The organism is Thiocapsa imhoffii (assembly GCF_016583985.1).
GTDB lineage: Bacteria > Pseudomonadota > Gammaproteobacteria > Chromatiales > Chromatiaceae > Thiocapsa > Thiocapsa imhoffii.
Genome location: NZ_NRSD01000101.1, coordinates 1 through 558, shown reverse-complemented (window position 1 = coordinate 558; position 558 = coordinate 1). Strand labels below are relative to the sequence as shown.

At 71.0% G+C, this 558-nt stretch carries 1 protein-coding gene; it reads right to left on the bottom strand.

Annotated elements, in window-relative coordinates:
- Nucleotides 1–110: 110 nt before the first annotated feature.
- Complete coding sequence (locus tag CKO25_RS20820) at nucleotides 111–557, bottom strand: molybdenum cofactor biosynthesis protein MoaE (protein WP_200389848.1); 447 nt, start codon at nucleotides 555–557, stop codon at nucleotides 111–113.
- Nucleotide 558: the final 1 nt, after the last annotated feature.

Sequence of the window (558 nt, the reverse complement as noted above, 5' to 3'; positions counted from 1 at the left end):
GTCTCGTGGGCTCGGGTCGGCGCGGTGTGTCGGCGGCGCGGTGACAGCGGCGTCGGGCTTCGTGCCTCAGTCCGACCTACGGGGCTGGGTTGCTCACCCGCGCCGGCGGCTCAGCGCCAGCGCTCGGCGGCGGCGTCGTCGCTGTCGCGGGCGTCGACCCAATGCTCGCCCTGGTCGGTTTCCTCTTTCTTCCAAAAGGGGGCTTGAGTCTTGAGGTAGTCCATCAGCAGCTCGCAGCCGCGGAAGGCCTCACCGCGGTGGGCGGCGGTGACGGCGACCAGAACGAGGGGCTCGGTTGGCAGGACACGGCCGACCCGGTGCACGATGCGCACGGCCTGCAAGCCGAAACGCGCCGCGGCCTCTTCAGCGATCTGCCGCAACGCCGATTCCGTCATGCCCGGATAGTGCTCCAGGGTCATGGCCAGCACGCGGCGGCCGGCGTTTTGGTCGCGCATGAGCCCGACGAAGGCAGCGAGGGCCCCTGCGGCTGCGTCGCCGGCGAGGTCGGCCTGTAGGGCCCAGGGATCGAACGGCGCGGACTCGAGTCGGATGTCGATG